This is a genomic window from Sphaerotilus microaerophilus, from assembly GCF_023734135.1.
GTDB classification, from domain to species: domain Bacteria; phylum Pseudomonadota; class Gammaproteobacteria; order Burkholderiales; family Burkholderiaceae_C; genus Sphaerotilus; species Sphaerotilus microaerophilus.
In genome coordinates, this window is sequence record NZ_AP025730.1 from 5,197,330 (window position 1) to 5,222,354 (window position 25,025).

Annotated in this window: 26 protein-coding genes and 1 tRNA gene; 5 read left to right on the plus strand and 22 right to left on the minus strand. The window is 69.6% G+C overall.

Translation table 11 applies throughout. The features are described from left to right. Window positions 1-12 precede the first annotated feature (12 nt). Window positions 13-1,026: an IS701 family transposase gene (locus NGK70_RS22310; RefSeq protein ID WP_251969112.1), complete on the minus strand. Its 1,014-nt coding sequence runs from the start codon at window positions 1,024-1,026 to the stop codon at window positions 13-15. A gap of 151 nt (window positions 1,027-1,177) precedes the next feature. On the opposite strand from NGK70_RS22310, the gene NGK70_RS22315 reads away from it, so the two are divergent. Next, a complete protein-coding gene (locus NGK70_RS22315) occupies window positions 1,178-1,921 on the plus strand; it encodes a DNA translocase FtsK (RefSeq protein WP_251970653.1) in 744 nt (247 codons plus the stop codon). A gap of 34 nt (window positions 1,922-1,955) precedes the next feature. Here NGK70_RS22315 and NGK70_RS22320 read toward each other — a convergent pair whose 3' ends face one another. Continuing rightward, a complete protein-coding gene (locus tag NGK70_RS22320) occupies window positions 1,956-2,600 on the minus strand; it encodes a hypothetical protein (protein ID WP_251973912.1) in 645 nt (214 codons plus the stop codon). On the opposite strand from NGK70_RS22320, the gene NGK70_RS22325 reads away from it, so the two are divergent. Then, complete coding sequence (locus tag NGK70_RS22325; protein WP_251970654.1) at window positions 2,539-3,171, plus strand: ATP-binding protein; 633 nt, start codon at window positions 2,539-2,541, stop codon at window positions 3,169-3,171. The genes NGK70_RS22320 and NGK70_RS22325 overlap by 62 nt on opposite strands. Before the next feature lie 45 nt (window positions 3,172-3,216). Here the strand turns inward: NGK70_RS22325 and NGK70_RS22330 are convergent, their stop codons facing one another. The 14 genes from NGK70_RS22330 to NGK70_RS22395 all read right to left on the minus strand — a co-directional run bounded on the left by NGK70_RS22330 (window position 3,217) and on the right by NGK70_RS22395 (window position 16,216). Continuing rightward, window positions 3,217-4,011, minus strand: a complete 795-nt coding sequence (locus tag NGK70_RS22330; protein WP_251970655.1) for a DUF5131 family protein — start codon at window positions 4,009-4,011, stop codon at window positions 3,217-3,219. Window positions 4,012-4,024: 13 nt separating this feature from the next. Next, window positions 4,025-4,780, minus strand: coding sequence for a 3-oxoacyl-ACP reductase FabG (gene fabG / locus NGK70_RS22335; RefSeq protein ID WP_251970656.1), 756 nt, complete (start codon window positions 4,778-4,780; stop codon window positions 4,025-4,027). A 72-nt stretch (window positions 4,781-4,852) separates the two neighbouring features. Continuing rightward, a complete protein-coding gene (locus tag NGK70_RS22340; protein WP_310742555.1) occupies window positions 4,853-5,308 on the minus strand; it encodes a hotdog family protein in 456 nt (151 codons plus the stop codon). Continuing rightward, a complete protein-coding gene (locus NGK70_RS22345) occupies window positions 5,305-6,150 on the minus strand; it encodes a beta-ketoacyl synthase chain length factor (RefSeq protein ID WP_251970657.1) in 846 nt (281 codons plus the stop codon). Before NGK70_RS22345 ends, NGK70_RS22340 begins: the two co-directional genes overlap by 4 nt. Further along, on the minus strand, window positions 6,150-7,352 hold the full coding sequence (locus NGK70_RS22350; RefSeq protein WP_251970658.1) for a beta-ketoacyl-[acyl-carrier-protein] synthase family protein: 1,203 nt from the start codon (window positions 7,350-7,352) through the stop codon (window positions 6,150-6,152). Before NGK70_RS22350 ends, NGK70_RS22345 begins: the two co-directional genes overlap by 1 nt. Then, complete coding sequence (locus NGK70_RS22355) at window positions 7,352-8,191, minus strand: class I SAM-dependent methyltransferase (protein WP_251970659.1); 840 nt, start codon at window positions 8,189-8,191, stop codon at window positions 7,352-7,354. The genes NGK70_RS22350 and NGK70_RS22355 overlap by 1 nt, the downstream gene beginning before the upstream one ends. After that, window positions 8,188-9,033 carry a polysaccharide deacetylase family protein gene (locus tag NGK70_RS22360; RefSeq protein WP_251970660.1) on the minus strand — a complete coding sequence of 282 codons (846 nt, stop codon included), beginning with the start codon at window positions 9,031-9,033 and terminating at the stop codon, window positions 8,188-8,190. Before NGK70_RS22360 ends, NGK70_RS22355 begins: the two co-directional genes overlap by 4 nt. A 100-nt stretch (window positions 9,034-9,133) precedes the next feature. After that, window positions 9,134-11,641, minus strand: a complete 2,508-nt coding sequence (locus NGK70_RS22365) for an MMPL family transporter (protein WP_251970661.1) — start codon at window positions 11,639-11,641, stop codon at window positions 9,134-9,136. A 25-nt stretch (window positions 11,642-11,666) separates the two neighbouring features. Then, entirely contained in the window at window positions 11,667-12,239 is a 573-nt protein-coding gene (locus tag NGK70_RS22370; RefSeq protein WP_251970662.1) for an outer membrane lipoprotein carrier protein LolA, read from the minus strand. A 76-nt stretch (window positions 12,240-12,315) separates the two neighbouring features. After that, on the minus strand, window positions 12,316-13,308 hold the full coding sequence (locus NGK70_RS22375; RefSeq protein WP_251970663.1) for a lysophospholipid acyltransferase family protein: 993 nt from the start codon (window positions 13,306-13,308) through the stop codon (window positions 12,316-12,318). Then, window positions 13,305-13,706: an ApeI family dehydratase gene (locus tag NGK70_RS22380; protein ID WP_251970664.1), complete on the minus strand. Its 402-nt coding sequence runs from the start codon at window positions 13,704-13,706 to the stop codon at window positions 13,305-13,307. The genes NGK70_RS22375 and NGK70_RS22380 overlap by 4 nt, the downstream gene beginning before the upstream one ends. A 63-nt stretch (window positions 13,707-13,769) precedes the next feature. Continuing rightward, window positions 13,770-15,215 (minus strand): AMP-binding protein, encoded by a 1,446-nt coding sequence (locus tag NGK70_RS22385; RefSeq protein WP_251970665.1) that lies wholly within the window; start codon window positions 15,213-15,215, stop codon window positions 13,770-13,772. 37 nt (window positions 15,216-15,252) lie between these two features. Continuing rightward, on the minus strand, window positions 15,253-15,921 hold the full coding sequence (locus tag NGK70_RS22390; protein WP_251970666.1) for a COG4648 family protein: 669 nt from the start codon (window positions 15,919-15,921) through the stop codon (window positions 15,253-15,255). A 19-nt stretch (window positions 15,922-15,940) separates the two neighbouring features. Next, window positions 15,941-16,216 (minus strand): phosphopantetheine-binding protein, encoded by a 276-nt coding sequence (locus NGK70_RS22395; protein WP_310742556.1) that lies wholly within the window; start codon window positions 16,214-16,216, stop codon window positions 15,941-15,943. A 206-nt stretch (window positions 16,217-16,422) separates the two neighbouring features. Here NGK70_RS22395 and NGK70_RS22400 point away from each other — a divergent pair, with 206 nt between their 5' ends. Together NGK70_RS22400 and NGK70_RS22405 are read left to right on the plus strand one after the other, a co-directional pair. Next, window positions 16,423-17,436 carry an IS701 family transposase gene (locus tag NGK70_RS22400; RefSeq protein WP_251969112.1) on the plus strand — a complete coding sequence of 338 codons (1,014 nt, stop codon included), beginning with the start codon at window positions 16,423-16,425 and terminating at the stop codon, window positions 17,434-17,436. Between the two features lie 241 nt (window positions 17,437-17,677). Then, complete coding sequence (locus NGK70_RS22405; RefSeq protein WP_251970667.1) at window positions 17,678-18,451, plus strand: class I SAM-dependent methyltransferase; 774 nt, start codon at window positions 17,678-17,680, stop codon at window positions 18,449-18,451. A gap of 31 nt (window positions 18,452-18,482) precedes the next feature. Here NGK70_RS22405 and argF read toward each other — a convergent pair whose 3' ends face one another. After that, the gene (gene argF / locus NGK70_RS22410; protein WP_251970668.1) at window positions 18,483-19,445 is read right to left on the minus strand and encodes an ornithine carbamoyltransferase; all 963 of its coding nucleotides are present in this window, start codon (window positions 19,443-19,445) and stop codon (window positions 18,483-18,485) included. Further along, window positions 19,442-20,668 carry an aspartate aminotransferase family protein gene (locus NGK70_RS22415; RefSeq protein WP_251970669.1) on the minus strand — a complete coding sequence of 409 codons (1,227 nt, stop codon included), beginning with the start codon at window positions 20,666-20,668 and terminating at the stop codon, window positions 19,442-19,444. Before NGK70_RS22415 ends, argF begins: the two co-directional genes overlap by 4 nt. Before the next feature lie 263 nt (window positions 20,669-20,931). Here NGK70_RS22415 and NGK70_RS22420 point away from each other — a divergent pair, with 263 nt between their 5' ends. Continuing rightward, window positions 20,932-21,267, plus strand: a complete 336-nt coding sequence (locus tag NGK70_RS22420; RefSeq protein ID WP_428985547.1) for a DUF3579 domain-containing protein — start codon at window positions 20,932-20,934, stop codon at window positions 21,265-21,267. 175 nt (window positions 21,268-21,442) lie between these two features. Here the strand turns inward: NGK70_RS22420 and NGK70_RS22425 are convergent. From NGK70_RS22425 to NGK70_RS22440, 4 genes are all read right to left on the minus strand, one after another. After that, a tRNA-Arg gene (locus NGK70_RS22425) sits at window positions 21,443-21,519 on the minus strand. A 58-nt stretch (window positions 21,520-21,577) separates the two neighbouring features. After that, window positions 21,578-22,825, minus strand: coding sequence for a heme biosynthesis HemY N-terminal domain-containing protein (locus NGK70_RS22430; protein ID WP_251970670.1), 1,248 nt, complete (start codon window positions 22,823-22,825; stop codon window positions 21,578-21,580). Between the two features lie 13 nt (window positions 22,826-22,838). Further along, window positions 22,839-24,101, minus strand: coding sequence for a uroporphyrinogen-III C-methyltransferase (locus NGK70_RS22435; protein ID WP_251970671.1), 1,263 nt, complete (start codon window positions 24,099-24,101; stop codon window positions 22,839-22,841). A gap of 102 nt (window positions 24,102-24,203) precedes the next feature. Next, the gene (locus NGK70_RS22440) at window positions 24,204-25,013 is read right to left on the minus strand and encodes a uroporphyrinogen-III synthase (RefSeq protein ID WP_251970672.1); all 810 of its coding nucleotides are present in this window, start codon (window positions 25,011-25,013) and stop codon (window positions 24,204-24,206) included. Window positions 25,014-25,025 lie beyond the last annotated feature (12 nt).

Here is a 25,025-nt window from a genome sequence, read left to right on the forward strand (position 1 = left end):
CGACTCAATATGTCAGATGGGTGCCATGCGAATGGTTGGTGACCGAAGTTCCTTCTTGAGGAATTCCGAGAGGATTCCCTTCTTCAGGCTGTAGATGTTTGTCTTCAGCGCTTTGGCCGTCTCGCAGAGGTGGACCCAGGCCAATATCGCGCAGGCGATGTGATTCTTCTGTGACCGGGCCATTCTGCACTGACATTTTTCGATGCCAAGAACCTGCTTGATCTCCCTGTGGTACTGCTCAATCTTCCAGCGCACGGCACACATCTCATGCGTATCGTCCGTCGAATCTTGAGATAGGTCGTTTGTCACAACCCAGTCCGTGCGATTGGTATCAACCACAACCCGGAACAGTTTCAGCTTGATGTCACTGGGAAACTTGAACAGTTTGACGTGTTTGCCATGCACATGTTCTTGGGCACTCCACTGCAGCGTACTGACCGCCTTGTAGGGCTGCTGGCCTTGGCTGTCGTCAACCTTGCGATTGCTCTTGAGCGGGCAGTAGAAGTGCTTGCCCGCCCGGTGGATGTGCTTCATCAGATCCATGGTGGCGTACCAGGAGTCCATCAGCACGGTGCGAAAGGGCAGCTTCTTGTGCGCCATGGCATTGTCGAACATCTCCTGGACATGATCCAGCTTGGACTTGCCGTCTTCGTCAGGCGCATAGATGCGCCAGTCGATGATCCAGTAGTGGCCGGTCTTGATGTTCACGTACAGGCAGTTGACCACCCCAATGCCCTTGATCAGGCCGTGGGCGTTGCCGCTGTACTGTTTGCGCACCAGCTCGATTTTGTGCGAGTGGTTCTTGTCCAGAACGCTGTCATCGAAAACCAGGCAGGCATCGTCGTCAAATTCGATGTTTCGTCGGGCCAGATTCCAGACATCGGCCGGGCTGATATTGGCAGCCTGCAAGTAGCGATTTATGGCGTCATGAGAAAACCTCTGATGGTGATCCGCAAAATAGGTCTGCGTGTAGTTGATTTGTGTGGATATCAGAAATTGGCAGTAGTCTCGGCTCGTGGGTTTCATGGTGAATATATTATCACAAATACCACGAAATCGGCGCCGATATATTAAATAATCTAGTTTGATTTAAACGTTTGCGTAAGTCCTAAGGTTAAAGATTTCTCGCTTAACACAACAGCTGGATACCGTCTCTGCGCGCCTTTCAAAGATTGAGGTGGGCAAATCAAGAGATAATAGCGAGAGGGATCGCGCCAATCTCATTCGGCTCATTGCTCGAGAAGAGGGCTTTGGGGCACGCGTTGACGAGATTGACTCAGAGATCTATCGCTGGATTCTCAGTGCACCTAGAAGCAGCCGATTTTGCAAGTTTTTCCGCTCCATGCCCAGATTAAATATAGAGTTATTTGATCCTCATATTGATGAAGAAACTTGCATTGCCCTAGATCATGCTCGCGCGGGAGGGTCTCCACGAGTTGTTTATCCAGGATTGGGTGAGCTACCATTTGGTAGCGATCTAGCAAGAACGGTTGCCCGCATCGCAGAAATAAAAGCTGAGCCCAATCTTTTTGATGGGAAAATAATAGGGTTTCATGAAAGAACTTGGATCCTCTATGCTACCAAGATAGGGGTATTTGAACTATCTAGAAGCCCATCTTCAAAGGAGACGGATTTATACAGAAAAACAATCTCAGAAGTAACTCATAGATTCGCCGTCGACTATCGTTCCGATGATGAAACAGAGCCTGATGGAGCCGTGGATTCACTCTACTTTGATGCGGTAAACGCGGTACGAGATATCCAACAGATTTCAGTCCCCGAATTGCAGCGCATCGTCCGAATAGGGTACAATCGAGCGGTCCGGCTTCTTGCGGCCATGGAGGTCAGAGGGGTGGTTAGCGCACCTGATTCCGGTGGCATCCGGAAAGTACTCGAAGTTCGGCAACGAGCGGCACGGTGAATATCGTTGCCATCTCACACCTACGTATTGCACTTTACCCTTGAGTTCGTCTGCATGCAGCGGAGATCAGCGCCTGGAAGCCGGTGCGGTCCGGCTCGGCTGGCAGCGGCTGCGCCAAGATGCGACTGAGGGTATCGCAGTCTCGCTCGGGTGGCACACCTTCGGTCGACGCTTCTACAGATACCCCCAATACCTCAGCCAGATAGTCAATGTCGGCCCGTTCCATACCCTGCATGCCAAACCAGTCGATGTCACGCAGTGAACAGGCCACCGGCTTGTGCGCCAATTGGGGCAGCCATGGCAGAAGGAAGGACCGATCCACGTCCATCGCATGGCCAACCAGCAGGTCGGCCTGGGCGATCAGACGCTGGACCCGTGACCAATCGATGCTGTGACCTCTCAACTTTGCGCGGTTCATCCCGGTGATGCGTTGCGCCCGGCGGCTAAATCGCCCCGGCTGGCGCCAGCCCGTGTAGCGGTCCAGGACTTGGAATAGCCCACCGGAATGCAGATCTACTCGACCCAGCAATATGCTCATCCCGATCAGTTCGTCTTCGGCGGGGTCGAGCCCGGTGGTTTCGGTGTCGATCAGAGCGAGGGAGACTTGACAGTTAGGCATGTTCGCCAGTGTGACTGAGCAACCGAGCGGATGTGTCGCTGGATGCGGGTGCTGCTTCAATGCGACATTTGCTGTCGTACCGGCTGAGACCGAGCTTCAATCCGCCCGTCATCCTTACGTCGGGGAGGCGGAGCGCCACATCGCCGAGATGTTCGCCCAGGCCCGGGTGGACGGTGCGGTGCTGCTGCTCGACGAGGCCGACAGCTTCCTGCGCAGCCGGCGCGGCGCGCAGCGCTCCTGGGAGGTCACGCAGGTCAACGAAATGCTCACGCAGATGGAGGACTTCGACGGGCTCTTCATCGCCTCCACCAACCTGATGGACCAGCTGGACGAGGCTGCGATGCGCCGCTTTGACGCTTGCATCCGGCTGGATTTCCTGCGCCCAGCCCAGGCGCAGGCCATGTTTGCCGAGACGGCTGCCAGCCTTGGCCTGAGCGTGGACGGCGCCACCGTCCAGGCCCTGGCCGGCACGGACAGGCTGGCACCGGGCGACTTCGCCGCGGTGTTGCGCGGAGCGCGGTTGCATCCGCCCGCCGACGCGGCTGATTTGCTGGCGCGGCTGCGGCAGCTGACCGCCCTGAAGTCCAAGTCCTCCGAGCGGCCAATGGGTTTTCTGGCAGCGCTGGCGTGAACCCAGCGCATCCGCCGGGTGTGCTGAAGCCCCTGAAGGACCGGGCTACTTCACGAAGCCGGCGGGGAACTCGTCCCAGCAGCGCCCATCCAGATCGCGATCGGGGCTCTTGTGGCTCGTGCCCAGCTGCTTGAGGAAGAACGGGATGCCGTTCACGCAGGCAAAGTCGCGCAGCGCGCGCACCCAGTCCGGATTGAGCGGCCGCGCACGCGGGCTGCCGGTTTCCGAGCCCACGACGATCCAGTCGACATCCTCGTAACCGGCCAGGTCGATCGGACCGAGCATCGGCTCGATCATCACGAAACGCCAGCCGGCGATACGCAGCAGGTGGGGCAGGCGTTCATCGGCCAGCGCCTGGTTCTCCACCGACACGCCACAGGCCAGGTGCGCCGGCAGGCCCTGCGGATAGCGGCGTGCCAACACGTCAGCCATGCGCTCGGCCCGCTTGCTCCAGATCACATACTTGGTCGGCGAGGCAGGACGGGGGGCCGCCCGAGCGGGCCGCCGAACGGCCTGCTCGGTGCGTTCAGCCGCAACTTGGTCGACCACGTCCAGGACGCGATGGATCGCCGGTTCTGGCACCTCGTCCCAGAACAGATCACCATGCTGGACGACGCCGACGATGCCGGTCTTGCCGCGCAGCTTGGCTGGGTCGAGCCGGGTTTCCAGCAGCAGCGGCACGCCCTCGGTCAGGTTGTCCGGGAGGTTACCGAGGCGCCTTTGCCAGGGCATGATGCCGTCGAGCCACCAGCAGTCGCGACAGCCGGCCGAGTAGCGTCGACAACCCACGACCGGGTTCCAGTCCGAGGTGAGGATGTCGCCGGGGTTGTGCTTTGCCACGGGGAGCTGCCCCTCAGGCCATCCCGCCGTTGATCGAGATCACCTGCCCGGAGATGTAGCCTGCGTCGTCCCCAGCCAGGAAGGCCACCAGCGCGGCGACCTCCTCGGGGCGGCCGGCGCGCTTGGCGGGCACCAGCTTGGCGATGGCCTCGGCGCTGAAGGCCGCGTCGGCCATCGGCGAGGCGATCACGCCGGGCGCCACGGTGTTGACCGTGATGCCGCGCGAGGCCAGCTCCAGCGACAGGGCACGGCCGGCGCTGTGCAGCGCGCCCTTGGCCGCGGCGTAGTTGACCTGGCCGCGGTTGCCGGTGACGGCAGCCACCGAGCTGATGTTGACGATGCGGCCCCAGCGGGAGCGGATCATCGGCATCGTCAGCGGCTGGGTGACGTTGAAAAAGCCGTTGAGCGAGACGTCCAGCACCCGGTCCCACTGCTCGTCGCGCATGCCAGGGAAGACCGCGTCGTCGTGGATGCCGGCGTTGTTGACCAGCACCTGCACCGGCCGGCCCTCGGCCAGCAGGGCCTCCAGCGCGGCGCGGCAGGCGGCGCGGTCGGTGATGTCGAAGGCCAGCGCGCGGGCCCGGCCGCCGGCGGCGACGATCTCGGCCGCGACCGCCTCGGCCGCTTCCAGCCGGCTGTTGGCGTGCACGATCACCTCCAGGCCATCGGCGGCCAGCCGGCGGGCGATGGCGCGGCCCAGCTCGCCGCTGGCACCGGTGACCAGCGCCAGCCGGGGGGGAGCGGATGGCACGGGAGAGGGGGTCGGCATGGCGCTGCTCATCGGTGGGCGGGTTGGTCGGAAATAGGGAAGAAAGGGAGGAGGCGAGGAACGGCACCGCCCTCAGGGCAGCGGGGTGTTCAGCACCACTGCGGCGCGGCCCTCGGCCACCGCCTGGCCGTCGTGGCGCACGGTGAAGGCGTAGAGCAGCTGGCGCTCGTCGCCGGCCAGGCGCTCGGCCTGCACGTCCAGCGGCCCGGGCAGGTCGTCCAGCCGCCAGCGATGCAGCTGCACGCCGCGCACGCTGGCCAGGTAGCCTGGGGTGGCCACACCGCCCGCCGCCTGCGCCAGCAGGCCACCGTGCAGGGCCATTGCCTGGGCGGCGTACTCGATCGCGTGGCAGGCCAGCAGTCCGCTGTCGCTGCGCAGCGGGTGGTCCGCCGCGTGGTGGCTGCGGGTTCGGCATTGGATGCGCCCGTCGTCCCAGGCGACCAGCTGCTCCAGCAGGCACATGCGGCCGCTGTGCGGGATCAGCGCGGCGATGCCGGCGGCGTCGAGCAGCACGGCGGGGCCGGTCACGCCGAACCGATCACGTCGATGTGCAGGCGCACCGCGCCTTTGCCCGCGCCCGCACCAGCGCCGGGCAGCACGACGCGCGCCGCCTCGCCCCGGGCCACCGCCACCAGCAGCGGCAGCGCACGGGCCGCCGGGATCTGGGCACGCAGGGCGTCCAGGCCGGCATCGGCGCAGGCGGTGGCCGCCTCGGCCGGCTCGCCCGAGTCGGGCTGCAGGGCCAGACGCAGGCGGGCGAGCGGCTGCGCGACCGTGCCTCCCGGCGCCAGCACCAGCGCCACGCCCATCGCATCGGGCAAGGGCCGCACGGCCTGCAGCGGCTGCGGGTAGGGCGCGTCGCAGGCGACCAGCAGCACGGGCTGGCGCAGCGCGAGCACCTGCATCACCGCCTCGGTCAGGCCGGCATCGAAGCTGGCATCGAAGGCGCACAGGCTGGTCGAGGCCTGCCGGCCGGTGACGGCGATGTGCCAGTAGCCGGCCGCGGCGTTGTGCACGGAGTTGGTGAAGCGGGTGGGCGACACCACCGGGTCCGGCGCGGCGAGCGACTCGCACAGGCTGTGGCAGTTGCCGCCGTCACCGGACGAGGAGGTGAACACGCTGGCCAGCGTCGCCGGGGCCAGGCCGGCGTGGGCACAGGCCGCCTCGGCCACCGCGATGGCGGCGCGCACCGCCAGGCCGGCGCGGCGGCGCTCGGCGGCAGGCAGGCAGGTGGGAGGCGGGACCACGGTGGGCTGGCCCGCATGGGCCTGCTCGCCGCGCAGCACCGGCAGCGAGGCTTCCCAGCCCGGCAGCCCGGGGCCAGCCAGGCCGATGCCCAGCAGGTCGATCTCGACAGCAGCGGCACCCATCAGGCGGCTCCCAGCAGCAGGCTGGCGTTGGACCCGCCGAAGCCGAAGGAATTGCTCAGCACCCGGCGCAGCGGCGCCGCCCGGCTCTCGGTGACGTAGTTCGCCCCCAGGGCCGGATCCCGCTCGCCGCAGTTCAACCCGCCGGGGATGAAGCCCTGTTGCAGCGCCAGCAGCCCGATCGCTGCCTCCACCGCACCGGCCGCGCCCAGGGTGTGACCGGTGGCTCCCTTGGTGGAGCTGCAGGGCACGGCGTCGCCGAAAACGGCGCGCACGGCACGGTCTTCCATCGCGTCGTTGTTGGGCGTCGCGGTGCCGTGCAGGTTGATGTAGTCCACCACGCTGGCGTCGCAGCCGGCACTGTCCAGGGCCTGGCGCATCGCCGCAATGGCACCGATTCCCTCCGGATGGGGCGAGCTCATGTGGTAGCCGTCGCTGCTCTCGCCGGTGCCGAGCAGCCAGCCCGCAGCCGCCTCGCTGCCCGGTTCACTGCCCCGTGAAGCCTCCCGCTGCAGCAACGCGTAGGCGGCCGCCTCGCCCAGCGACAGGCCGCTGCGCCGGGCATCCCAGGGGCGGCAGATCTCGGGCGAGAACAGCTCCAGCGAGTTGAAGCCGTACAGCGTGGTCAGGCACAGGCTGTCCACCCCGCCGACCACGGCCGCGTCGGCCCAACCGGCCTCGATCAGCCGCTGCGCCGCCGCGAAGACCTTGGCGCTGGACGAGCAGGCGGTGGAGACCACCCAGGCCGGGCCGCTCAGGCCCAAGGTCTGCGCCGCGAACAGCGCCAGCGAGCCGGTGTTGTGGGTCTGGGCGTAGTGGAAATCGGCCGGCAGCGCCCCATCGGCGCCGCGGTGGCGGTAGGCCAGCTCGGTCTGCAGGATGCCCGAGGTGCTGGTGGCCATCAGCACCGCCACGCGGTGGGCGCCCCAGCGAGTGCGTGCGCGCGCCACCGCATCGGCAAAACCGTCCTGCTGCAGGCCCAGCCAGGCCAGGCGGTTGTTGCGGCAATCGAAGTCCGACAGTGCGGCCGGCAGGGCTGGCTCGTCCAGGCCGCCCACCTCGCCGACCCAGCCGGGCAGCCTCACATCGAGAAAACGGCAGGGCTGCAGGCCGCTGCGGCCCTGGCGCAGCGCGGCCGCATTGGGCGCATTGCCGGCCCCCAGGGCCGTGGTCAGGGTGAAGTGGGTGATGGCCAGCGGCGTCATCAGGAGGTCTCCGGGTTCGCCACGGGCGGCGGGGGGCCGTCCCGCCGGCGTCCGATCAGCAGGACGTTCGCAAAGGGGGTGCCCTGGCTCATGGGGCGCGCCTCGACGGTGAAGCCGAGCCGGCGCAGCGCTGTCTGCCAGTCGGCCAGCGAGCGGCCCCAGGTGGGCGGCGCGCTGTGGCCCCGCACGAGGGTGACGACGCGGTCGACCCACTGGCTGACACGAAAGCCCCAGCGCTCCTGGGCATCGCCCACGCGCAGCAGCAGCCGCCCGCCCGGGCGCAGGGCGGCGTGCACGCGCGCCAGCACGGCATCCTGCTCATCGACCGGGATGTAGTGCAGCACGTCCAGGATCACCACCGCGTCGCAGGGCGGGAAGGGCACCAGGCGCATGTCGCCGCAGATGAATTCGTCCCGGCCATGCTCGCCACGGACTGCAGTGGCGGCTGCATCCGAAGCAGCGGCCGCACGGGCCCGCTCGACGTCGCGCGACATCAACTCGACGCCCGTGACCCGACAGCCCCGCGGCGCGGCGGCCCAGTCGGCGGGCCAGCCCAGGCGGGCCTCGACCACATCGACCGCGCGCAGCAGCCCCGTCAGCAGGCCCTGGCCGCAGCCGATGTCCAGCACCTCGGCGCCCGCCGGCAGCAGGCCCTCGGCCAGCAGGTGGCGGAACACCGGGTCCATGCCCAGCTTGCCGCGCGCGAAGTGCGAGGCGAAGCGGCCCGCTGGGCGGTAGCGGTCGGCCACATGGTCGAGCAGCTGGTTCCAGCAGGCCCGCGCCGCCGGCGGAGCGGCCCGGCTGGAAAGGATGGAAGAGGAAGTCGGGGGAAGCGTCATCGGAACGTCGGCGGAACCGCCCCCAGGGCCTGGGGCAGCGTGACGGGCGTCAGCCCCGCGGTGCGGCAACGCGCCAGCAGCTCGGGCAGCACCTCCAGCACCACCGGTCGGCCCTGTGGGGTACGGGCCACATGGCCGTCGTGCAGCAGCAGGATGTCACCGGCGGCCAGGTCGCGGCACAGCCGCTCCAGCACCCGGGCGGGGTCGCGCTCGCGGGTGTCGAAGCCGCGCCGGGTCCAGCTCACCAGATGCAGGCCCAGGCGCTGCAGCACCGGGGCCAGGAAGGGGTTGCGCAGTCCCGCCGGGGCGCGGAAGCAGTTGGGCGTCACGCCGGTGGCCTGGGCGATCGTGGCCTGCGCCGCGCGCAGTTCCTTCGCGAAGGCCGCCGGGCCGGAGAAGGAGAAGCGGTGATCGTGGCGCTGGCTGTGGTTCTGCAGGCTGTGACCGCGCGCGACGATCTCGCGCGCCAGCGCCGGGTGGGCCTGCACCCGCTCGCCGATGCAGAAGAAGGTGGCCACCGCGCCCGCAGCCTGGAGCTGGTCGAGCACGGCCGGGGTGACCTCCGGGTCCGGGCCATCGTCGATGGTCAGGGCAATCTCGCGCCGCTGCACGGCGGCTGGCGGCAGGCGCCGCACGTTCGGGCCCAGGCCGGTGGAGCGCGGCCACAGGCCCAGCGCGACGATCACCGCATGGTTGAGCAGCAACCCGGCCAGCAGCCAGGGCCAGAGGGGCGGCTGCCACAGCCACAGCAGCAGGGCCATCCCGTGCAGGAGGGCGCTGGTGCGCAGCACGGGGGGCAGGGGCCAGCGTTCAGGGCCGGCAGACGAGACGATGGCGGACACAGTCGGTTTCGGGCAGGGGCGGCGGCGGTGCTCGGCAGCATCGAGGGTCCGTGCCGAAGCTGGGATTTTCCCACAGACTGCCCGGCGTCGACCGGCTGCGTCAGGCGCGCTGGGCCCCCTCGCCTGCCGCGGACCGCGGTGCCGCGAACGCCGCCGCCAGCCACAGGCTGAGCAGCGCCCCGGGCGCCACGACCTGCCCGATGGCCGCCAGCGCCGGCATGCCGGAGATCGCCAGCAGCCCGAAGGACAGCACGGTGGTGAGGTTGGCCAGCAGCAGCGAGGTCAGGGTGTCGCGGTCGGGCCCACCCGCCGGAGCGCCCGGATCGGACTGGAGGTGGTCGAAGAACAGCGCGTAGTTGGAGCCCACCGCCACCACGAGCAGGAAGCCCACCAGGTGCAGGATGCCCAGCGCCACCCCGGCCAGCGCCAGGCCGGCGTGTACCAGCGCCACGCTGGCCGCCAACGGCGCCAGCACGCGCCACAGCCGGCGCGCCGAGCGCAGGTGCCAGGCCAGCAGCAGCACGACCAGGCCCGCGCCGGCCAGCGTCTGCCACTGCGCCTCGCGCAGGTAGTGGGCGTACAGCGCGTTGAGCTCCTTGCTGATGCGCACCAGGCGGGTCTCCGGCAGGCCCTGCAGCGCGCGCTGCAAGTCGGTGGCCGCAGCGTCAGCGGCATCCGGCTTCAGGTGCAGCGGCATCAGCACCGTCCATGGCCGGGTGGTGCCGCTGCGGGCATCGCGCCCGCCGGGGAGCAACTGCGCGTTGAGCACCGGCGCCAGCGGGGTGGCCTGCAGGGCCTGGCGGTCCAGCAGCGGCTGGCCGCGCTGGGCCTGGACGTCGTCCAGGAAGGGCTGCAGCTTGCTGGCCGGCAGCGGCCCGTCGGCCGTGGCAGCGGCCAGGCGTGCACTCAGCTCCTCGGCCGGTGGCAGGGCCGCCAGCCGCGCTCGCTGCGTGGCCGGGCTGGGCAGCCAGCGCGCCGGGGATTCGTAGCCCATCAGCTGGCCGGCCTCCACCAGGGCATCCAGGCGCCGACCGGCCGCTTCGGCGCGTTCGAGCACGGTGGCCTCGTCGGGCCCTTCGACAGCGACCAACACGCCGCCGTCGGCGGCCCCCAGGTCGGCACGCAGCGACTCATCCAGCGCCAGGGCGGCAGGCGAGAGCATGCTCATCGACGACAGGCTGCCACGCCAGGCGCTGGGCTGCCAGGCCGTCAGCAGCAGCGCCGCGGCGGTCAGGCCCAGCCAGAGCCAGCGAGTGCGCGGCCAGCTGTGCAGCGCCAGGGCCATGAAGCGGCCCATCGCCGGGCGCATCCCCTGCCCGGTCGCCCCGGCAGGCGCCAGCCGCACCAGCACCCAGCGCGTAGTGCCGGCCGCGGCCAGCAGGCCGGCCATCGAGAACACCCCCAGCTGAGCCAGCCCGCCAAAGCCCGAGATCGCCAGCGCAGCGAACCCGGCCAGCGAGGTCCACAGCCCCAGTCGCACGGTGGGCCAGCTGCTGCGCAGCCAATGGGCGGCGCCCACCGCCGCGCCGGCCGCACCGCCCGCCTGGATGAGGTAGTAGATCGCGTAGTCCACCGCCTCGCCGATCAGCGTGGTGCCGAAGCCCAGCGTGAAGCCGTGCACCTCGCCAAACAGCAGCGCCACCGCGGCGATGCCGGCCAGCACGCCGGTGGCCACCGGCAGCATCGCCACCGCCAACGCGCGCAGCGAGCCGAAGGACAGCAGCAGCAGGCCCACCATCAGCGCCGTGCCGAGCTGGGCGAGCCGCTCGACCTCGTCCTGGATCAGGGCGCGCGACTGCACGCCCATCAGCCCCGGCCCGGACAGTTCGAGCCGCGGGCGCTGGGCAGCGGGAACCGCCGCCACCAGCTTCGCGAACTGGCTGCGCACCTCGTCGGCCGCGGCGGCCTGGCCGTCCAGGTCGGCCCCGTCGGCCCGGGTGAAGGCCAGCAGCACGGCACGCTGGCCGTTGCGCGAGACCCACAGGCCGTCCTGCTCGGCGGGGGCGGTGGCCGGCGTCATCGCCTGCGCCATCTGCACCGCCTCGCCGGTGGGGTCGCGCCAGAGCAGCGGCTTGATCAGACTGCCCGCCGGCGTGCCCAGCAGCGCCACGGTGTCGTCGATGGCCGCGCGCAGGCCCGCCTCGCTGAAGCGCTGGGCGTCCACCGCCGGGCTGAAGCGGTAGCGCTGCTCGAAGAGGTAGCGGCCGATCGCCTCGGTGGCGGCGCTGTCGCCGTTGTGCACCGCCTCGAAGCGCCCGCCGGCCCGCAGCACCGCGCCCAGCTCGCGCGACAGGCGCACGCGCAGCGCGGCGGCCTCCGGGGAGCCAGCAGATGGGGCCGCGGACACACCGCCAGCGACGGGTGTCGCCGCCTCGGGCCCGGTCACGCCGATGAACAGCAGCCGCGCGGTGGCGCCACTGCGCAGCTGCTCCAGCAGCACGCGCTGCTCGGCGGTGGGAGCGGCGGGCAGGAAGGCCGACAGGTCGGCCACGTAGCGCGCGCGCAGGGCCACGCCCAGCGCGGCGGCGAGCAGCAGCAGCCACAGCAGCGGAGCCGCGAGACGTTGCAGGCGGCCGCGCTGCAGCGCCGCGCCGTTACCGGTGGTCATGCGGGGGACCTTCTGCGGCCGGCGCTCAGGGCGCCGAGGCCGGCGCGGTGATCGGCTCGATCTTCATGGTCGACTCGTCGCCATCGCCCATCAGGATGCGCACCTCGCGCAGCTGCGCGCGGCGGCCCTGCATCGTCACCCGGGGAATCTGGCCACGCAGGCGCACGTCGCGCGGCACCAAGTCCAGCGTCCAGCGGTCGCTGCTGCCGTCCAACGTCGTCTCGAAGTGGCGCTCGACCGCGGCGCGGTCGCCGCTGAGCGTGCCACGGATCGCCTCGACCATCGCCATCGCCTCGGGCGAGGCATCCAGCGCCATCGTGCGGGTGCGCCCGCCCAGCGTCACGGTGAGGTTGCGGCCCTCGGCGGTCATCTTCTCGGGACGCGGCTGCAGGGTCTCGCGCACCAGGGTGTCGGGGGCGGCAAAGCTCAGGCGGCCGCTATAGACCAGCGTGCGCTCCAGCTGCTGCACCTTGCGGTGCTCGACGAAGCGGGCTTCGCCGCTGCGCACCTTGCCCAGCTGGCCCATGAGGTCGTCCAGGGTCCAGGACGCAGCCCAGGCGGACGCTGCGGACCAGGCGCCGATCAGCAGGACGGCCAACAGCGAACACCGCGACCACCACGGCTGGCGCGCCGCATGGGCGCCACAGGAAGGAAAGCACATCATCTCGGGACCCTCACGGGGCCGCGGGAGGCGGTGCCACCTGCGGCACCTCCTCGGCAGCGGCCCAGAAATCGAAGAAGTTGAACCAGTTGTACGGCGACTCGCGGCACAGCCCTTCGAGCAGCGCCACGTAGTGCTGCAGGGCCGCCTGGACGGCGGCGTCCTGCGCGGCCGGGCCGGCACCGCGCCGGCGGAAATCGGCCAGCGGCACGAAGCGCAGCTCGTAGCGCCCGCCGCCGTGGTACAGCCCGGTCATGAACATCACGCGCCGGCGCAGCAGCGCCGCGAGCCGGAAGGGCCCATCGGAGAACGCCGCCGGCCGGCCCAGGAACGGCAGGCGGTGCAGGTGCGAGCGCGCCGAGGCCCCCGGCAGCGTGCGATCGGCCAGCATGCCGGCCACGCCGCCATCGTCCAGCCACTGGCGCAGCTGCAGCATGGCTTCGAGCCGGCCCAATGCGATCACATGCAGGCCGCCGTTGGGCACCAGCGCCTGCAGCGTCTCGTTGATGCGGCGGGCGTTGTCTTCGTACATCACCATCGCCACCTTCAGGCCGCTGCGCTGGTGGCCAATGGCACGCAGCGCCTCGAAGCTGCCCACGTGCGCGCCGATCAACAGCATGCCCTGGCCGTCGAGCAGGGCCTCGTCGAAATCGTCGCCGCCACGCAGGGTGACGTCGATGCCGCACAGGCAGCCCTGCAGGAAGTAGACCCGGTCAAGCACGGTGGCGGCAAAGTGGTGGATGTGCCGATAACGTTCCACCCACGTCGGCGGCCGACCCAGCACCCGCGCCAGGTAGTCGCGCGAGGCCCGCGCCGCCGTTCCACCGAAGCACAGGAAGTACAGCGCGATCGGCCACAGCACCAGCCGCGCCACGGGACGGCCCAGCGTGGTGGCGATCCAGCGCATCAGGCGCAGGGTCGCGAGGTTGCTGCGCTCGCGCTGCCCGGTCCAGGCGTCGGGCGCGGGAGGCGGTGCGCCCGCCGGGCCCGTGGGGTCAGCCGTCACTGCGGAGCCCCAGCGTCGGCCGGGGCGACCGGGGCGGCGCCGCCCGATGCCGCCGCCGTGCCCTCCCACTGGCCGCTGGCCACCACCGGCCCGGTGGCCTCGTCAGCATCCGCATCGAGCCAGGTACGGACCTCGAAGGGCAACCGGTTACCGGTGGCGGGCAGGCTCCAGCGGGCCTGCAGCCGCTGCCCGGGGCGCACCGGCGCGACGAACTTGGCCGTGTTCAGTTTCGGCGCATCGCCCAGGCAGGCCCGCGTGGCGGCGTCACGGCCCATGCACTCCAGCAGCTCGGCCAGCAGCACCACGCCCGGCAGGATGGGGCGGCCCGGGAAGTGGCCGGCGTACGAGGGGTGATCGGCGCCAATGGACAGCTCGACGCGGTGAGGGCGGGACGACATGGCAGGCAAGGCAGCGAAGGCGTGGGCAGGTGAACGGGCAGAGGCCGGTACGCAACGGCGCGCTCAGCCGGGCCGCCCGGCGGGCGGCGCCGTGGTCGATGCCTGCTGGCCCTGTGCCAAGTGGGCCTGCGCCAGCTCGGCCAGCCGCCCGGCCGGCAGCTTGCCGGTCGGATCGCGCGGCAGTTGGTCGAGGGCGATGATGCGCCGCGGCAGGAAGGCCGCATCGATGCGCTCGCGCAGCTGCGCCAGCAGCCAGGCCCGGTCGACGCCAGGAGCCACGACGAAGGCGACCAGCCGCACCACGTCCTCCACCACGGCGCCATCGGGCGGCAGCCAGAAGGCGCCATCGCGCACGCCTTCGATGCTGTTGAGGTGGTAGTTCAGGTGCGACAGCGAGCTGCGCTTGCCGGCCACGTTGATCAGGTCGTTGGAGCGGCCCAGCAGGCGAAAGCGCGTGGCTGGCAGGTCGGCGGCGCCGGGCGGCATGCCGGCGGGGCGCAGCACCTCCAGCACATCGGCCAGCCGGGTGGGCTCGGGCACATGGCCGCCCTGCACCACGCTGGCCTCGCCGTCGCCGGTCAGTTCCAGGCCGCGGAAGGTGCGCCACTCCGGGCCGTCGGTGGTGCGGCGCGTGGCGACCTGGCCGGCCTCGGTGCAGCCGTAGATTTCCATCAGCGGCCCGCCCAGCTCGGCCTCGGCGCGCGCGGCCATCTGCGGCGACAGCGGCGCGGTGGCGCAGACGGTGAGGTCCACCGGCGGCAGCGCCAGGCCCCCTTCGCCTGCCTCGAGCAGGGTCTTGAGGTGGAAGGGCGTGGTCACCAGCACGCGCGGGCGCGGCACGCTCTCCAGCACCCGGACCACGTCGGCCGGGAAGAAGGGCCGCTCGGCCGCAAAGGCCGCGCCACCCAGCATGGCGATCAGCACGGTCGACTCGAAGCCGTACATGTGGTGCGGCGGCACCGTACCCACGATCGTGACGCCCTGCAGGTCGGGCCGGCCGAGGTGCTCGGCGATGCGCTCGGCCTCGGCCGAGATGTTCTCCACCAGCCCGCCCCAGCGCTTGGGGTGCGGCATCGGCATGCCGGTGGAGCCGGAGGTGAGGACCTGCGCCAGCACGGTGTCGGGCCCGAAGGCGGGCACCTCGGCCGCGGCCGGGCCGGCGCTCGCCATGTCCTCCCCGAAGGGCAGGGTCGGCAGCACGAGGTCCTCGCCGCCGGGCTCGACCAGCGCACAGGCCTGCTCGAAGAGGTCCCCCAGGCGGCGCTGCATGTCCGGCGTGTGGTTGGGCGGCAGGAGGCTGAAGCCGCCTCGCTCGGCCACCGCCGCCAGCGCCACGGCGAAGCGGTAGCGGTCGCCGGTCATCGCCAGCACGGCCGCCCGCTCGGGCAACTGGCTGGCCAGCACGGCCACGTCGGCCAGGTAGCGATGGCGCGAAAGCGGCCGGCCGGCGCGCCACGCCAGCGGTGCATCGAGCGGCGCGCCCATCAGAACGGGCAATCGTCGGTACATCGGGACATCGGGAATAGGGCAGATTCGGGACTGGCCATCACACGCGGTCGGCCGCCTGGGGTCGGCGGACTGACTGGCGCGTGCGCTGGTGTTCCTCGTAGGCACGGATCACCGTGGTCACGCTGATGCGTTCGAACTCGGGGTGCCAGCGGTAGCGCAGCAGGTGCTCACCCGCGAAGAAACCCACCAGCATCAGCGGCGTGACCACATTGGCGAACAGCGACCAGACCTCCAGCGGTGCCGCCGCGAACAGCAGCAGCGAGGTCAGCGCCACTCCCACAAAGTAGGCGGTCCACGCGGCGGTGAGACGGCGGGTGTAGGTGGCCAGCGTGGGCGTGAGGCCCCGGTGCACCCGCTCGGCCATCGCGGAGATCAGGGCCTGCTGCCCGGGCAGCAGGGTGCGGCCGAACAGCAGCGCCAGCGCGGCATGGATGCCGGCATGCTGAGCCAGGAAGAGCCACTGCGGCGCGATGCCGCCCCCACGCTCCACCTGCACGGCCAGCCAGGCCAGCGCGGCCACCAGCCCCCCGCACAGCCAGCGCTGGCCGCTGCGCCACAGCCCCGCCAGCAACAGCGCCAGCATCGGCCCGAGCACGGCCAGCAGCGCCCACACCGACGAACCGGCGTGGGCCGTCAGCTGGTGCGCCAGCACGGCATAAGCCGCCAGGGCAGTGGCCAGCAGGGCCAGGCGGGTGCGGTCTTGCATGCCGCGGGACCCTGCAGATTCAGACGCTGCGGTGCCGAGCCACGTGCTCGGTCAGGCTGGCCAGCGAGGCAAAGATGCGCGTGTTGTCGTCATCATCCGAGCGCAGCTGGAAGCCATAGCGCTTGGAAACGACCAGCGCCACCTCCAGGATGTCGATCGAGTCCAGCCCCAACCCGTCGCCGTACAACGGCGCGGCCGGGTCGATCGATTCAGGGGTCACGTCGAGGTTGAGGGCCTCGACCAGGAGGGCCGCCACTTCCCGCTGCAGCTGGTTGCTGTCGGCTGTCATCGTCATGCTGGAGTGCCTGTCTTGTCGTCCCCGCCGCGTGATCCCCGTTCCTTTTTTGAGGCACGGGCCTCCCGGCCGTACACGCCGCCGCGGCATGGACACCGGGCCAGCAGGGAAACTGCTTTACTAGGACTTACGCAAACGTTTAAATCAAACTAGATTATTTAATATATCGGCGCCGATTTCGTGGTATTTGTGATAATATATTCACCATGAAACCCACGAGCCGAGACTACTGCCAATTTCTGATATCCACACAAATCAACTACACGCAGACCTATTTTGCGGATCACCATCAGAGGTTTTCTCATGACGCCATAAATCGCTACTTGCAGGCTGCCAATATCAGCCCGGCCGATGTCTGGAATCTGGCCCGACGAAACATCGAATTTGACGACGATGCCTGCCTGGTTTTCGATGACAGCGTTCTGGACAAGAACCACTCGCACAAAATCGAGCTGGTGCGCAAACAGTACAGCGGCAACGCCCACGGCCTGATCAAGGGCATTGGGGTGGTCAACTGCCTGTACGTGAACATCAAGACCGGCCACTACTGGATCATCGACTGGCGCATCTATGCGCCTGACGAAGACGGCAAGTCCAAGCTGGATCATGTCCAGGAGATGTTCGACAATGCCATGGCGCACAAGAAGCTGCCCTTTCGCACCGTGCTGATGGACTCCTGGTACGCCACCATGGATCTGATGAAGCACATCCACCGGGCGGGCAAGCACTTCTACTGCCCGCTCAAGAGCAATCGCAAGGTTGACGACAGCCAAGGCCAGCAGCCCTACAAGGCGGTCAGTACGCTGCAGTGGAGTGCCCAAGAACATGTGCATGGCAAACACGTCAAACTGTTCAAGTTTCCCAGTGACATCAAGCTGAAACTGTTCCGGGTTGTGGTTGATACCAATCGCACGGACTGGGTTGTGACAAACGACCTATCTCAAGATTCGACGGACGATACGCATGAGATGTGTGCCGTGCGCTGGAAGATTGAGCAGTACCACAGGGAGATCAAGCAGGTTCTTGGCATCGAAAAATGTCAGTGCAGAATGGCCCGGTCACAGAAGAATCACATCGCCTGCGCGATATTGGCCTGGGTCCACCTCTGCGAGACGGCCAAAGCGCTGAAGACAAACATCTACAGCCTGAAGAAGGGAATCCTCTCGGAATTCCTCAAGAAGGAACTTCGGTCACCAACCATTCGCATGGCACCCATCTGACATATTGAGTCGAAATGGCGAATCATTGCGCTAGCTGAAGTGACCCTGCGTAAGTCCTATTTACGTAAAACGTTGCAGTTTAGCAAACCAGCCACCAGCGACACCCGCTGGCGGCGGCTCGATCCGGCTTGAGCCAACGCAGGAGACAATCCCGTGCCGGGCATCCATGCCCGTCTGGCACGTGCAAAATTGGCGCCCACTGTGCCGGGCCGATCCCCTGCCCGCCAGGGTCTGTCATTGCATGAACCCCTCCACCCGCCCCGCCGAGCCCGACCACCAGGTCCACCTGCCGCACCAGCCGCTGCCCGAGTACTACCGCACCGGCGACCATGAGGGGCGCGAGCGCTTCCTGCGCGCCACCTTCGACAGCACGGCCGTCGACTACAACCGGCTGGAGCGCATCCTCGGACTGGGCACGGGCTCGTGGTACCGGCGCCAGGCCCTGGAGCGCGCGGGCCTGAAGCCCGGCATGGACGTGGTGGACGTGGGCATGGGCACCGGGCTGGTGTCGCGCGAGGTCCTGCACATCACCGGCGAGCCCGGCCGCCTCATCGGCGTCGACCCCAGCCCCGGCATGATGGGTGAATCGACCCTGCCGCGCGAGGTGGAGTGCCGCCTTGGCCGCGCCGAGCAGATCCCGGTGCCCGACGCCAGCGCGGATTTCATCGTCATGGGCTACGCGCTGCGCCACATCGCCGACTTCGCTGCGGCCGCCGCCGAGTTCCGCCGCGTGCTGCGCCCGGGCGGCCAGCTGCTGATCCTGGAGATCACCCGGGCCGAGGGCCGCGTTGCCAACGCCCTGCTCAAGGCCTACATGCGCGGCGTGGTGCCGCTGCTGGCGCGCGTGGTGTCACGCGCCGAGGCCAGCCCGATGCTGTGGCGCTACTACTGGGACACCATCGAGGCCTGCGTGCCGCCCGCCCAGGTGATGGCCACGCTCGCTGGGCAGGGCCTGCTGGAGGTCGAGCGCCACGTGGAGCTGGGGATCTTCTCGGAGTACCGGGCGCGGGGTTGATGCCACGCCCGCCGGACCGACGACCCGGCCGTCAGCCGATCCGTCCGAGCAGCAGGTACTCCATGAGTGCCTTCTGCACGTGCATCCTGTTTTCCGCCTCGTCCCAGACGACGCTCTGCGGGCCGTCGATCACCTCGGCGGTGACCTCCTCGCCGCGGTGCGCCGGCAGGCAGTGCATGAACAGGGCGTCCGGCTGGGCCACGGCCATCATCTCGGCATCGACGCACCAGTCGGCAAAGGCGGTGCGGCGCGCTTCGTTCTCGGCCTCGTAGCCCATGCTGGTCCACACGTCGGTGGTCACCAGGTGGGCACCGCGGCAGGCTTCCAGCGGGTCGGCGAAGACGCGGTAGCAGCCCGCGTCCTCGATGCCGGCCAGCTTCGGGTCGACCTCGTAGCCGCTGGGGGTGCTGACGTGCACCTTGAAACCCAGGATCTCGGCGGCCTGCAGCCAGGTGTTGGCCATGTTGTTGCCGTCGCCCACCCAGGCCACCACCTTGCCCTTGAGCACCGACAGGTCCACGCCGTCCGGGCCGATCTGGCCGCGGTGTTCCAGGTAGGTGAACAGGTCCGCCAGGATCTGGCAGGGGTGGAACTCGTTGGTCAGGCCGTTGATCACCGGCACGCGCGAGTGGGCCGCAAAGCGGCGCAGCTTGTCCTGCCCGAAGGTACGGATCATCACGATGTCGACCATGCGGCTGATGACGCGGGCGCTGTCCTCGATCGGCTCGGCGCGGCCGAGCTGGCTGTCGCCGGTGGTCAGGTGCACCACCGAGCCGCCCATCTGGTACATGCCGGCCTCGAAGCTCACGCGGGTGCGCGTGCTGGCCTTCTCGAAGATCATCGCCAGCGTGCGGTCGGCCAGCGGCTGGTAGCGCTCGTAGTTCTTGAAGCGGGTCTTGATCAGCCTCGCCCGCTCGAAGAGGTAGGCGTACTCCTCGGCCCGGAAGTCCTTGAACTGCAGGTAGTGTTTCATCAGGCTCATCCCCGGTTTCATGCCGCCTTGCTCTCCGCACCGCCCTGCGAACCACCCAGGAAGCGCCGAATCAGCGGCACCAGGATCGCAACGATCTCATCGGCCTCGGCCTGCGTGAGGATCAGCGGCGGCACCAGGCGCACGACGCTGTCGGCGGTAACGCTCAGCAGCAGGCCGGCCTGCATCGCCAGCGTGAGGATCTCGCCGCAGGGACGATCGAGCTCGATGCCCAGCATCAGGCCCTCGCCGCGCACCTCGACCACGCCAGCCACGCCCTCCAGCTCACGCTGCAGCGCGCCCTTGAGGTGCGCACCGACGGTGGCGGCGTTCTGCAGCAGCCCCTCCTCCTCCATGATGCGCAGGGTCTCAACGCCCGCGCGCATGGACAGCGGGTTGCCGCCGAAGGTGGTGCCATGGTTGCCGGGGCCGAAGACGTTCGCGGCGCGGGGGCCGCAGACGATCGCACCGATCGGCACGCCCGAGCCCAGGCCTTTGGCCAGCGGCATCACGTCCGGCACGACACCGGCCCACTGGTGCGCAAACCACTTGCCGGTGCGGCCGATGCCGCACTGCACCTCGTCGAGCATCAGCAGCAGGTCGTGCTCGTCGCACAGCGCACGCACCTCACGCAGGTAGTCCCAGCGCACCGCGTGGATGCCGCCTTCACCCTGGATGGTCTCCAGGAACACCGCCACCACGTTCGGCCGGCTCGCCACCATCTCGCGCAGCGCGGCGATGTCGTTCAGCGGCACGCGCGGGAAGCCTTCCACCAGCGGGCCAAAGCCAGCCTGCACCTTCGGATTGCCGGTGGCCGAGAGCGTGGCGATCGAGCGGCCATGGAAGGCCTTCTCGTAGACGATGATCTCTGGGCGCTCGACGCCCTTGTCATGGCCGAACTTGCGCGCCACCTTGATGGCGGCCTCGTTGGCCTCCAGCCCGGTGCTGCAGAAGAAGGCGTTGGTCAGCCCGGACAGTTCGGTCAGGCGGGCCGCCAGCATCTCCTGGCCGGGGATGTGATAGTAGTTGGAGCAGTGGATCAGCTGGCCGACCTGCTCCTGCAGGGCCGCGACGAACTTCGGGTGGGCATGGCCCAGCGTGTTCACCGCGATGCCACCCAGCCCGTCCAGGTACTGTCGCCCCTCGGTGTCCCACACGCGGCAGCCTCGGCCATGCGACATCGCGATCGGCAGGCGACCGTAGGTCTTCATCACATGGGGTTGCTCGATGGGGGCGGGAGCGGTCATCACAGGGGTCTCCGGCCAGGCGCCAGAAGGAAAAAAAACGCGCCCCGGCCTGGACGGGGCGCTCGTTGCATTGGAACAGACCATTGTACGGATTGGTCTGACAGCGCGGCGACAGCCTGGGGTGCCACACTGCGCGTCCCGGTGGACGCTTGGCGCCCTGGCAGCGGATCGGTATCCCGACGGGGCTCGTCGCCCGCCGCTCTACCGCACAATACGGGTTTACGTGCAGATCCACCTGCGGCTGCACGACAAGGCAGCTGCACGTGACCAAGCACCATCCTCCCCGCGAGATCATCATCCAGGGCATCACCCGGGACGGCCGCACCTTCCGCCCGAGCGACTGGGCCGAACGCCTGGCCGGGGCGATGTCGTCCTTCCGCCCCCGTGGCAGCAGTGCCGGCGGCATCGGCGCTGCGATCGGCTACTCGCCCTACTGCATCCCCAAGGTATTCGGCAACACCAAGTGCGTGGTCGTCAACGAAGCCCTGCGCGACCTGGAGCCGATGGCCTGGGACTTCGTGATGAACTTCGCCCGCGACAACGACCTGCAGTTCGCCGAGGTCTGCCTGCTGCCCGACGCCGCTGCGCCGAAGCGCTGAGGCCCAAACCGCTGGACCGCTGAACCGCGCACCCCCGCGTGGTGAACCGGACCCGAAGGCAGCACCCGGGCACACAGCAAGCCAGGACAAAGCGTTCGCACAGGGCCGACTGTCCATTCGGGCCTCAAAAGCACAAAAGGCCAGCACCTTGTGGATGCTGACCTTTTGATTTATTTGGTGCGGCTGGCAGGATTCGAACCCACGACCCCTTGGTTCGTAGCCAAGTACTCTATCCAACTGAGCTACAGCCGCTTTGTTTCGCTGTGTTTTGCAGCGAGAAAGAGACTATATCACCCTATTCTTCGATGCGTCAAGCAATTCGAGCAGCAGAACTGTAACAACGCTGCGCTAGCTCGGTATTGCCCTCGGCCTCCGCGATGGCCGCGAGGCTGCGCCAGGCGTCCCGGCGCAGCCCGGGCTCGGCGCCCGGCAGGCTGGTGGCCGCGTCGAGCAGGCGGCGCGCGCGCCCCCAGAGCTGGCGCTCGGCCATCGCCCGGCCAGCCGCATAGGCCAGCTGGGGATCCTGCGGGAGCTTGGACACGGCCTCCTCCAGCAGCGGCAGCCAGTCCGCCGGCAGGCCGGGCAGCACGGCGACGAAGGCCTCCAGCACCGCCTGCCGCTCGCGCTCGCCCAGTTGGGTGAGCTGCTCCCAGTGGGGGCGCAGCCAGCCGCGGGCCTCGGCCGGCGCATCCAGTGCAGCCGCACGCAGGGCGGCCCGCGCGGTGACGTAGGCATCGCGCCGGTCGGCCGCATCGAGCTGCAGCCAGACGCGGCGCAACTGGTCGGCATCGCGCGCCGTGTCGAGCGCCTCCACCGCCAGCGAGCGCAGCAGCCCCTGCGCGGCCGCCGGCGCGAAGCCCTGGTGCTTGGCCAGCAGGCGCGCCGTCTTGAGCGCCTCCAGCGGCTGGCGCGCCAGGCGGTGCGCCTGCAAGCGCACCCGAAGAGCCTGGGTGCGGCGGGCCACCCCGGCGGGCAGGCCCTGAAGCTGTTCGAGGGCGCGGTGGGCATCGCGATCGTCCACGGCCCACTCGGCCGCCATCAGGTGCGCAGCCTCGCCCACGGCCGATCCGCTCGCCTGGGCGGCGACCAGCGCCTGGGCCTCGGCGAGTTGCTCGTCGCGCCGGGCCCGGTCCTGCAGCCGGTGCAGGCTGCTGGCTGCCAGCAGGTGAGCCAGTGCGCCGAACTCGGCATCGCGGGCCAGTTCCGGCGTGACACTGCGGATCTCCAGCGCCCGCTGCGCGGCCTTGTTGGCTCGGCTGTATCGGCCGGCCAGTTGCAGCCCGAGCGCCTCGCGCAGCGCCGCCTGGGCAGCGCGCTCACGCTGCTGCCCGCGCCACTCGCGCGCCCGCGCCGGCAGGCCGATGAGCCGGCTGACCGCGGCCGTGATCGCATGCGCCGCCAGTCCGACCGCCAGCAGCAGCAGGACGAACAGGTTGAGCGACAGATCCAGCCGGTACGGCGGCCAGTAGACCGACACGACCCCGCTGTTGTTGCCGAGCGTGCCCGCAGCCAGCACGGCAACAACGAAGAGCAGCAGCAGCCAGACGACCCAACGCATCTCGCCCCCGTCCTCAGCGACCGACCACGGCGGCCGTGGTGGCCGCCAGGGTCTCGTCCGGCCGCGGCACCGACAGCTGGCGGCTCTGGCCCTGCACCTGGCGCAGCAGGTCCAGCAGCAACTGGGTCTTGCGCGCCGACCCTTCGAAATAGGCGCTCACGGCCCCCTGGGCCACCTGCAGGTCCGAGGCCGTGGCGTCGGCCTGGCGCGACAGCAGCGACAGCCGCGCGTTCAACAGGCGCAGCTTGAGGTTCTCCCGCAGGAAGAAGGCCTGCTCGGGTGCGAGCAGCATCGCCTCGGGCCGGTCGATGCGGGTCACGCGCACAAGGCCGCGCAGCTCCGCCCAGGCGGCCTGCAACGGCTGGCTCCAGTCATTGAGGCGACCGCCCCAAGCCGCCGACCAGTCGCCCGCCGACGCGGCCGCGCTGGCGCCGCCGGCCGGCTTGCGCGCCGCCACTGGGGGCGTGGACGCGCGCTGCGCCTGCGACAGCAGCGGCAGCTCATCGACCAGGCGCACCGCCTCGTCGAGCTTGATCAGCAGCGCGCCGACGTCAGGCACGCCGGCCGAGCGCACCCGGTCGAGGTCACGCACCACGGCGCGGCGCAGGCGCTCCAGGCGCGGCTGGTTGATGCGCGCCAGGCGCTCGTCGGCCGAGCGCAGCGCCGCCACCATCGGCTCGGCACTGCCGCTCAGGGCGCTCTGCTGCATCGCCACGCGGATGGCGGCGTCGATGTCGGCCACCACGTTCTCGTCGCGTGAACGCGACAGCGACTGGATCAGCTCTTCCAACTGGCTGCGCTGCAGCGTGACGTCGGCCAGCCGGGCCTCCAGCAGGGCGACCTTGGCCGCGGCGTCGCGCGCCAGCTCCTGCGCCTGCTTGGACTGCACCCTTGCGTCGGCCGCCTGCTCGGCACTGCCCTGCTGGCGGCGCACCAGTTCCAGCTCCAGGCTGCGCACCTGCTCGCGGCCGTCCCAGGCGGTCCAGGCGGCGAAGGCCGCCACGATGGCCACGCCGATCAGCGCCGGCGTCAGCCAGCCAGGCAGCACCGCCGCGCTGGCCGGCACCGCGGGCACGCCCTGCGGCGGCTCCGGCGCGGGTGAAAGCGGCGGCGGGGACGGGGGAGGAGGCACGACAGCCGGCACCGGGGTCGGCGCAGCGGCAGTTGCCTCCACGGTAGGCGCTGCTGCGTCCGGCAGGGCCGGCGGCGGCACGGCCGGCAAGGCCGCTGGCGCTGCAGTGTCCGGGGATTCGGCGGGGGGAGTGGCGTTGTTCACGAATCTGGCGAGGCCTGCGAATCCGGCCCTTCAACCCATTGTATCGGCGCACCGTGACGCTCCGCACGGTGCAGCCCCGCCGCGCGGGGCGCGTCGGTCCATTCAGGCCGCACGGCCGCCGAGAGCCTGCACGACCACCTCGGGATCGGGCAGCGCCTGCTGCACCCGGGCGAACCCGGCGGCCACCGCGCTCGCCGCAATGCGGGGGTGGGTGGCCAGCGCGGGCACCGCCAGCAGGGCGGGCGGCAGGCCCTCGCCCTGCGCCACCAGCCCATGCGCCGCCAGCAGTGCCGGCAGCTGGGCGATCGCCTCCGAGCTGCTGAACAGCCAGGCCCAGGCCGCCGGATCGGCCAGCGCGCACTGCAATCGCTCCACCTGCGCCGGTGTCCAGCGCGGCGGGCAGCGCCGGTAGGCGGCCAGTGGCTGCACCTGCGCGCCATGCTCGCGCAGGGTCTGGCTGAGCCAGTCGCGCCCCTCGGTGGCACGCACCACCAGGACACGCCGCCCCGCCCAGGCCTCCTGCTGCAGGCGGTGCTGCCAGAGCGTCTCGGCATCGAACTGCGCCGCATCGGAACGCGGCGCGGCGATGGCTGCGTCGGGCACGCCCGCGGCGCGCAGGGCGGCCACCGTGCCCGGGCCGGTTGCGCCGGCCAGCAGGCCATCGGGCCAGATCCAGCCCGTCGGCCGGCCGGCCATGAAGCTCGCCACGGCGTTCGGGCTGACGAACATCACCAGCCGCGTGGCAGGCAGCGCCGCCCAGGCGGCCTGCAGGGCCGGATCGTCAACCGGCACCGGCTCGATCGCCAGCAGCGGCAAAGCCGCCGCCGGTTGCCCGAGCGCCTCCAGCCGCGTGACCCACTCGTCGGCCTGCGGCTGCGGGCGGGTCACGAAGACGCAGGGCCGAACGGTCATGCGAGCAAGGTC

Excerpts from the sequence above, each read along its gene's own strand:
- NGK70_RS22310 (WP_251969112.1), bottom strand. The coding sequence starts at position 1,026 with ATGAAACCCACGAGCCGAGACTACTGCCAATTTCTGATATCCACACAA.
- NGK70_RS22325 (WP_251970654.1), top strand. The coding sequence starts at position 2,539 with ATGTTCGCCAGTGTGACTGAGCAACCGAGCGGATGTGTCGCTGGATGC.
- fabG (WP_251970656.1), bottom strand. The coding sequence starts at position 4,780 with ATGCCGACCCCCTCTCCCGTGCCATCCGCTCCCCCCCGGCTGGCGCTG.
- NGK70_RS22345 (WP_251970657.1), bottom strand. The coding sequence starts at position 6,150 with ATGGGTGCCGCTGCTGTCGAGATCGACCTGCTGGGCATCGGCCTGGCT.
- NGK70_RS22350 (WP_251970658.1), bottom strand. The coding sequence starts at position 7,352 with ATGACGCCGCTGGCCATCACCCACTTCACCCTGACCACGGCCCTGGGG.
- NGK70_RS22355 (WP_251970659.1), bottom strand. The coding sequence starts at position 8,191 with ATGACGCTTCCCCCGACTTCCTCTTCCATCCTTTCCAGCCGGGCCGCT.
- NGK70_RS22365 (WP_251970661.1), bottom strand. The coding sequence starts at position 11,641 with ATGACCACCGGTAACGGCGCGGCGCTGCAGCGCGGCCGCCTGCAACGT.
- NGK70_RS22380 (WP_251970664.1), bottom strand. The coding sequence starts at position 13,706 with ATGTCGTCCCGCCCTCACCGCGTCGAGCTGTCCATTGGCGCCGATCAC.
- NGK70_RS22385 (WP_251970665.1), bottom strand. The coding sequence starts at position 15,215 with ATGTACCGACGATTGCCCGTTCTGATGGGCGCGCCGCTCGATGCACCG.
- NGK70_RS22390 (WP_251970666.1), bottom strand. The coding sequence starts at position 15,921 with ATGCAAGACCGCACCCGCCTGGCCCTGCTGGCCACTGCCCTGGCGGCT.
- NGK70_RS22395 (WP_310742556.1), bottom strand. The coding sequence starts at position 16,216 with ATGACGATGACAGCCGACAGCAACCAGCTGCAGCGGGAAGTGGCGGCC.
- NGK70_RS22400 (WP_251969112.1), top strand. The coding sequence starts at position 16,423 with ATGAAACCCACGAGCCGAGACTACTGCCAATTTCTGATATCCACACAA.
- NGK70_RS22405 (WP_251970667.1), top strand. The coding sequence starts at position 17,678 with ATGAACCCCTCCACCCGCCCCGCCGAGCCCGACCACCAGGTCCACCTG.
- argF (WP_251970668.1), bottom strand. The coding sequence starts at position 19,445 with ATGAAACCGGGGATGAGCCTGATGAAACACTACCTGCAGTTCAAGGAC.
- NGK70_RS22415 (WP_251970669.1), bottom strand. The coding sequence starts at position 20,668 with ATGACCGCTCCCGCCCCCATCGAGCAACCCCATGTGATGAAGACCTAC.
- NGK70_RS22430 (WP_251970670.1), bottom strand. The coding sequence starts at position 22,825 with ATGCGTTGGGTCGTCTGGCTGCTGCTGCTCTTCGTTGTTGCCGTGCTG.
- NGK70_RS22440 (WP_251970672.1), bottom strand. The coding sequence starts at position 25,013 with ATGACCGTTCGGCCCTGCGTCTTCGTGACCCGCCCGCAGCCGCAGGCC.